Source organism: Desulfatiglans anilini DSM 4660 (assembly GCF_000422285.1).
GTDB lineage: Bacteria > Desulfobacterota > DSM-4660 > Desulfatiglandales > Desulfatiglandaceae > Desulfatiglans > Desulfatiglans anilini.
This window is the reverse complement of sequence record NZ_AULM01000073.1, coordinates 1-7,324: the sequence shown is the minus strand read 5'-3', so window position 1 is coordinate 7,324 and position 7,324 is coordinate 1. Positions and strand designations below refer to the sequence as shown.

General features: G+C 48.2%; 6 protein-coding genes and 1 pseudogene. 3 read left to right on the top strand and 4 right to left on the bottom strand.

Annotated features, from left to right (window positions below):
• The 3 genes from istA to tnpC all read left to right on the top strand — a co-directional run.
• Positions 1–1,181: IS21 family transposase (gene istA, locus H567_RS26410; protein ID WP_035255572.1), on the top strand; the 1,181-nt coding region annotated here is incomplete at its 5' end.
• Between the two features lie 14 nt (positions 1,182–1,195).
• Entirely contained in the window at positions 1,196–1,999 is an 804-nt protein-coding gene (gene istB / locus H567_RS26405; RefSeq protein ID WP_084517677.1) for an IS21-like element helper ATPase IstB, read from the top strand.
• Between the two features lie 184 nt (positions 2,000–2,183).
• Positions 2,184–3,059 (top strand): IS66 family transposase, encoded by an 876-nt coding sequence (tnpC, locus tag H567_RS26400; RefSeq protein ID WP_208598442.1) that lies wholly within the window; start codon positions 2,184–2,186, stop codon positions 3,057–3,059.
• 96 nt (positions 3,060–3,155) lie between these two features.
• On the opposite strand, the gene H567_RS28195 is transcribed toward tnpC, so the two are convergent.
• From H567_RS28195 to H567_RS29445, 4 genes and pseudogenes are all read right to left on the bottom strand, one after another.
• Entirely contained in the window at positions 3,156–4,235 is a 1,080-nt protein-coding gene (locus H567_RS28195; protein ID WP_153306310.1) for a glycosyltransferase family 4 protein, read from the bottom strand.
• A complete protein-coding gene (locus H567_RS28190; RefSeq protein ID WP_161626670.1) occupies positions 4,228–5,109 on the bottom strand; it encodes a sulfotransferase family protein in 882 nt (293 codons plus the stop codon). The genes H567_RS28195 and H567_RS28190 overlap by 8 nt, the downstream gene beginning before the upstream one ends.
• A gap of 498 nt (positions 5,110–5,607) precedes the next feature.
• Positions 5,608–6,963: a flippase gene (locus H567_RS0120660; protein WP_028322848.1), complete on the bottom strand. Its 1,356-nt coding sequence runs from the start codon at positions 6,961–6,963 to the stop codon at positions 5,608–5,610.
• Positions 6,964–7,099: 136 nt separating this feature from the next.
• Positions 7,100–7,324 (bottom strand): annotated as a pseudogene (locus H567_RS29445) (hypothetical protein); the annotation flags it as partial.

The following is a 7,324-nucleotide window of genomic DNA, read 5'->3' as shown; positions in this document are numbered from 1 at the left end:
TGCAGAAACTTGATAAGCGCAACATACAGGCAAGCTGTGTGCTCGATTTTGAGCCCGGCGAGGCTGCGCAGGTGGACTTCGGAACGGGTCCGACCATTACGGATGTGTTTACCGGCGAAGTGCTCAAGACCTGGATTTTTGTCATGACACTTTGCTATAGCCGCCACCAGTATGCCGAACTGGTCCTGGACCAGACGGTCAGAACGTGGCTTTGCTCTCACCGCCATGCTTTTGAGTTTTTCAATGGGATTCCCTGTAAAGTGATTATCGACAACCCGAAGTGCGCGATTACCCGTGCATGTTATTATGACCCTGATGTACAGCGCTCTTACGGGGACCTTGCGGAGGCCTACGGCTTCCTGATCAGCCCCTGCCCGCCTCGGGATCCGAAGAAAAAGGGCCGGGTGGAGAGCGGGGTCAAGTACATCAAAAGGAGTTTTTTGCCCTTGCGAGAGTTCCGCAGCCTCCGCGATGCCAACGAGCAACTCCAGCGGTGGGTGCTCGAGGAGGCAGGCAACCGGATTCATGGCACGACCAGACAGAAGCCTTTGAGCGTTTTCGCCGAAACCGAAAAAGTGTTCCTGAAGCTTTTGCCCGACGTCGCACCGGAGATGGCCGTATGGACGCACGCCAAGGTCCATGGCAACTGCCATGTGCAGTTCGAGAAGGCCTATTACTCGGCGCCTTTCAGCCTCGTGCACCGCAAGCTCTGGCTCAAGGCAACGGAGAAGACCGTGAAGCTTTACAAGGACTTTGAGCTTGTGGCGATTCATCCTCGCCTCTACACCCCTGGAAGACACGCTACAGTGGACGAACATCTTCCACCCGAGGCCCTGGCCTATAAACTGCAGGATCCGCAATGGTGCCTCAAGCAGGCTGAGCTGGTCGGCGAGCACTGCCACCGCCTGATCCGCAGACTTTTTAGCAACCGTGTCCTCGATAATCTGCGGGCCGCGCAGGGCGTCATCCGCCTCGGCAAGAAGTATGGCACCGGGAGGCTCGAAGAGGCCTGTGAGAGGGCCCTGCACTTCGATAACCCCCGCTACCGGGCCGTCAAGACCATCCTCGAGAAAGGACTCGATCAGGTCCCCTTCAAAGAGGAACCACAGCCTGCGCTCGCTTCGGTCTACCAGGCATCCGGCCGGTTCATCAGAAAACGCTCTGAGCTTCAGGTTCACTGAGAAAGGAGGCGCCCATGAATCCCATGCCGGATCTGATCCCCATGCTCAAGCAACTGCGCCTCTCAGGCATTCTTGATTCTATCGAGAGCCGCAACCGCCAGGCTATCGACGAGAAACTCTCCTACATGGATTTCCTCGCCACCATCATCCAGGACGAGGTGGCCCGCAGAACCCAGAAGAAGTTGGCCTCGGCACTGCGCCGGGCCAACTTCCGCAATCACAAAACCCTGGAGGAGTTCGACTTCACCTTCAACCCACACATCAACCGCAGCCTGATCATGGATCTTGCCTCCTGCCGTTTCATGCAGGAGAAGGTCTGCATCTTCATCGTGGGGCCCTGCGGGACCGGCAAGAGCCATATCGCGCAAGCCCTGGGCCATTGCGCCATCCGCGCCGGGCATGATGTCCTCTTTACGACCCAGAGCAAAATGCTCGCGCAGCTGCATGCAGCCAGGGCCATCAACGCCTTTGACCGCCAGTTCGCCAAACTGGCCGGCGTCGATCTGCTCATCATCGACGACTTCGGCCTCAAGCCCCTCAAGGGCAGTCAGGACGAAGACTTCCATGACGTCATTGCCGAACGCTATGAACGAAAAAGCACCATCGTGACTTCGAACCTCGATATTCCCGAGTGGACTGAGGCCTTCCCCAACCGTATCCTCGGGGCAGCCACCATCGACAGGCTTCGGCACGGTGCCTACAAAGTCATGCTCGAGGGCAAAAGCTACAGATCCCCACGGGGGACCCAGAAAGACCAAAAAATCACCTGCTCCAAAACGCAAAAAACACCAGGGCAGAAAGGGGGTGAAATCGGTTGATTTGACAGGCGCCCCGAGACCCTTTTCCGCCACTTTTTAATGGCTCCATTAAGGCGATCATGGGTGGCTCTATTAGGGTGATCATTGACAGCATGTGCCCGGTCTGCGGCAAGATGCAAAAGGCCACCGTCCCCAAAGAACACCGGACAGGTACGGTCCCAGGCTTTCGGCCATGATCGCCGAGATGGCGGGCACTCAGGCAGACAGCCGCTCAACGATTCAGACCTTCTGCGCTTCAGTGCTTGGGTTCCATATCAGCCTCAGCGCCATCCAGAAGATCATCGATCGGGCTTGTGCCGCGATCCAACCCCACTATGAAACGATCGGCCAGGCAGCCAGGCAGGCGCCGGTCAACCACATCGACGAGACCAGCCATCGCCTCAACGGCCTCCTGCAATGGCTGTGGGTCATGGCGGGGCCGGCAGTGGCTTTCTTCATGATCCATTCCAACCGCTCGAAGGAAGCCTTCGAAGCATTGATCAAGGACTGGACCGGCATCCTGGTCTCGGACGGATACGGCGTGTACCGCAAATGGGTCGGACTGCGGCAGACCTGCCTTGCTCATCTGATCCGCAAGGCCAAGGAACTCTCCGAAAGGAAAGACCCGGACATAAAACGGTTCGGTCTGTGGGCAACCCACGAACTCCAACGACTATGTCATATGGCCAAGGATCCCCCCTCCGTCGGAGAGTGGCAGGCCTTTTATGCTCGTTTGATCCGCTTGATCAGCCTTCATGAGAAGCGCAAGGATGATGCCGGCAGATTTGCACGCCGTCTTCGCAGGGAGATCGAAAGCCTTTGGACGTTCCTCTCGGAGCAGGGGGTGGATCCCACGAACAATCATGCTGAGCGGATGCTTCGATTCGCCGTGCTGTGGCGCAACTCCAGCCAGGATACGTCCAGTGAAAAAGGCAATCGCTGGGTGGAGCGTATCCTCTCGCTCAGGCAGACTTGCCGGCTTCAGAAACAAACAACATTCCCCGTGCTTGTCGATGCCCTGCGCGCATACTTCCGGGGTCAGGAACCCGACCTCGCCTGGATCGCTCAGCCCACCGCCTGATCCAGATCCTGTGATCAATTACCAAGGGTTTTTTCCTAGCATGGGAGGCTTTAGGCGTTATGGCAAAAATTAAAATTGATAAGTCAAGTTGTAGGGTTAGTAGCACGAATAATAAAGAGCCTGCTCGAATGCTGTAACAGATTTTTCCCATGTAAACTGATTAAGCAATTTCTGGCCATTAATGACAAGCCGAAAGCGTAGTTCATTATTGTCGATTAGCTTAACAATGTTGCTTGCTAAAGCATCTGTGTCTTTAGGAGGACTTAATAGTGCTGTATTCCCATGTATTGAATATTCTTTATGACCACCAATATCCGTAGCAACCAGTGCTGCTCCACAGGCAAGTGCTTCAGCGGGCGGAAGGGGCCATCCTTCCGACAAGCTAGGTGCCACAAAAAATGCTGCACGATTATAAATATTCCTAAGCTTAACCTGTGATGGATTTTGATGATATGTAATCCATGGAGGCAAGTTTTTAGGTGGTGCTGGAAGACCAAAAAAATCCATTTCTAATTTCTGATTAATTCTATGGACCTTTTCTAAAGCTTCCAATCCATAATTTGAACCTTTAAATTCATGAGTATGATAAAGCATTGCTCCACGATTAGGCTTTCTTCTATGAATCGGAACTTCAGTGAAAAAATGATGAAAGTCTAGCGCATTGGGTATGTAAAAAACTGATTGTCCAAGCTGTTTTGCTATATTTCTAAGCCACTTTGCAATGACTATTTTGTGTAGTGGAAGCTTCCAGGTTTTCTCAACACGTTCTTTTGAAGTGTCCCAGTCTTCAAAATGTTGAATAAAGTAAAATTTTTCTCCTTTGCGAGGGCTATATCGAGATATCCATTCAGATGTCATCCAAGCAGTTGCAACGACGATATCGCCATCAGGGATAAAGTGTTCATAGAAACAAGGAACCCAAAAAACCCGGACTTTTTTGTCTACTTGAAGCCATCGATCAGGGCGGAATGATTTGTCTAGAATGCGCTGCGGATAACGAACAATAGCTTTGATGAGCATTTTTAAAGATGAATCAATCCTGGTTATCGGAGCATGAACGATACTAACCGAATTATCTCTATTTGCAAGGCGGTTTGCGTATTCATAAACAATACGAGCCCCTCCAGACGGTTTACCTGAAGAGCCGGGAAGTAAAAACGTTATTTTCTTAGACACGGAGCCACCCCGTAAGATCACGTCTAATCAACTCAGATGCCTTTTGAAGATCAGACGAAAAATAATTTATAAGTTCAATTTTGAATTTATCACTTAATGGCGGACGTTTAGCGTACTTAGTGTTCCATTTTTTTAATTTTGTAATAACACCATAACTTTTTCTAATATGCATTCGTTGCCTACAACGAGAACATATGCGAAGAAATTGTTCTACGTATTTATATTGGAAATGTTTACTGCTGTTAAATATATTATAATTATCTAAGTGGTATGGTGATAGATGTAGAAATGCCAATACATCTTGATAAGTTTGATCAGTATTGCTCTTAAAGTTTTCAAATAGTATGATTTTTAAATTTTGTGGAGAAACAATCGGCAAGATTTTTTGTAAGTGCTCCCCATATTTAAAAAGCATTCCATATTGTAAAGCTTCTCGGACCCTATTGTAGGGGTCGATCTTTTTACCAATAAGTCGCTCTGGCTGTGCTCGCCAAGCATTTTCAAAATCGTATAACTGCTCACCGAAGCTATAAATTGCCTGCCAATGCCATGCATATGAGGCTTCAATTGGATTCCGTAGCAGAATAATAAATTTGGCGTTTGGTATTAGATTAAGGATGTTCTGTACAGCGGTATTCGAGCTTAGATAGAATACGGAACCTTCCCCAATAGCTTTGTGGTTTTCATTTGCAGTACTAAAATATGAAATGTACTGATTTAGAGATTGCGTATGCCTGTGTGAAAAATCATCATTGAAAAAGTGAAGTTCTTTTGGCGTGGAAAAAAAAACTTCAGGATGTAATTTCAGGTATTCGCTTAATGCAGTAGTTCCACTCTTAGGTGCTCCAATAATAAAGAAATTGGGTAGTTGCATTTTATGGTTCATCCGATTTTTGCATATTTAAAAGTTGAAAAAAATGAACGATGACGGATTTCTGTCTTGTGAATGCCAATTTGCCATGCATGGGGTGCATTACATGTTTCTATGCAAAACGTCTTAAATGGTTGTGCATAAGAGTTTCCTCAGCAAGATCCTTCATTGCTGCCATCTGAGGTGACTATTTTCCTGCCACCAGTCCCAGAACTGGCAAAGCTCCCTGGAAATGGGCACACGGCCCTGCGTCCATTGTCGGGCGGTAACCGAGCGAATGAGCCAGTTCCTACGAGCCGATGTGTTTGCTAGGAATGATGAGAGCAGGACCCATGGTCTTGCCTTCATCCTGCCAGGAAGGTAGCAACAAGCCAATTTGGGAACGCGAGGGTTTTTTTAAACGAGTAATGCTACTTGCTGGAGCTCGAGCATTGAAAAAATTTGGGTGCCTTAAGATTTACGCCTTTTTCGCATAAAAATTGAAAATGATGAATGGAAAAGTTAATGAGTTTTGAATATTCGGATGAATGGTATATATGAAATCGAGTTGTTGTATTTCATTTTTATATAAATGATGGTTGTTATATTCCAGAAGACAATGCTAATCATCCCCGCAAAAGCTGCACCGTTGATACCGAAGGTCGGAATTAGTAGAAAGCCAAGGGCGACAGTTACGATGGCTGCGCCAAGAATGATGTTTCGAAAGACGTTTTGGTTGTCTGTCATGTTCATGAAATATCCGGTGGAACCGGAGATCGAATTCACAAATTGAGCGATCAGTAGGAGGACCATAGCTGGATATGCTGCCGTAAAGTCTGGCCCGAAGAATAGGTTCAAAATGGGCTTGCCTATAAACACCAATACGAGCAGTATTGGTAAAGTGGTCCAGAAAATAAGCTTGGCCGATTTTTTTGCAACGTAGAAAAGCTCCTCCATTTTCCCGGTATGGTACAGTTCTGAAAACTTGGGGGCTGCCATGCTGTTGATTGAGGTCAGGACAAATGTTGTCAAGGTTGCGAGTCTCACCGCGATGTCATAGTATCCTACCTCGGTTTCCGGTCTGAACATGCCCAGCATGATTACCCCTGTTTGAGCGATCATAAAAGTCAAGGTCGATGTCATGAGCATGGGAAGGGAAATACCAAGGATTTCTTTTACAGGCATATGCACGATTAGATCGCTCTGTGCCGTTTTTCTCTTGAAGGCCCGATGCATAATCACCGCTCCGAATAGAGCGGTGAAGAAATACGCCCCGAAAAGGGCATAAACCGGAAGATAGGGGTTGGAAAAAATGAACATCAACGCCAGCAGAATTAAAAGTTTGGAGAAACCCGGCAGCAACTGCATGATGGCGAAGGTCCTGATCAGTTGGAGCGCTCTTACCGCTTGGGTGTTGAGGTTCATGATGGATAGGGAGCCTACGAAGATAGCGGCGAGTGCAAATAAGAAGGAGAGGTGGGGCTTGGAAAAGAGTCTGGTGGCAATCAAGTCCGAAAAAATAAATAGCAGACAACCCGTAAATACTGACACACCGGCGACTAAATACTGAATTCTGCGGTATAGTATAAAAGCAGATGTAGCAGAGTGTTTGGCCATATATTCGGGGATCAGACGCAGAATAGAGGTGTTAGTCCCCATAATAGTGAAGATTGTGGCGAAACTCAGAAAAGAGGCGATTATGGCCATGACGCCTATGATTTCTGGACCGTAAACCCGGGCGATAATGATTGTGGTTATCATGGCTAGGAGAGTTGATATCACCCGCGCTCCCAAAGCCCAAACAGATCCGGTGAGTATTTGGGAGAACTTCTTGTCGGATATAAGGTTTTGGAGCTTGGTTTGAAAAAATCGGATCAATTTGTTTTCTCTTGAGGTAAAAGATTGGACTATAGAAGATCCAGTCCTGGACACTGGTTTTTCAGCACGATGATTTTCTTTTTTTCTACAAATTGAATCTGCCGATCCACGCAAGGTTTTAATCAATGTCATTGACTTAAGCTATGGGCTTGTAGGCCATGGCGGCAATTTTCAGTTTCGGCCCTCTCTTTCTGGGATTCTTCCGGCCTGGTCGGATAATCGATAAAGACTTACCCAGGAGCGAGAGGAGGCTTCGAAGGATTTTGGTGATGTGTCGCCGAGCAAAGAGGAGCACGATGTTGTTCTTTATAGACGAAAGCGCATAGGTGAAGTTGACCTGGTACCTGAGTCGTTCGGGATG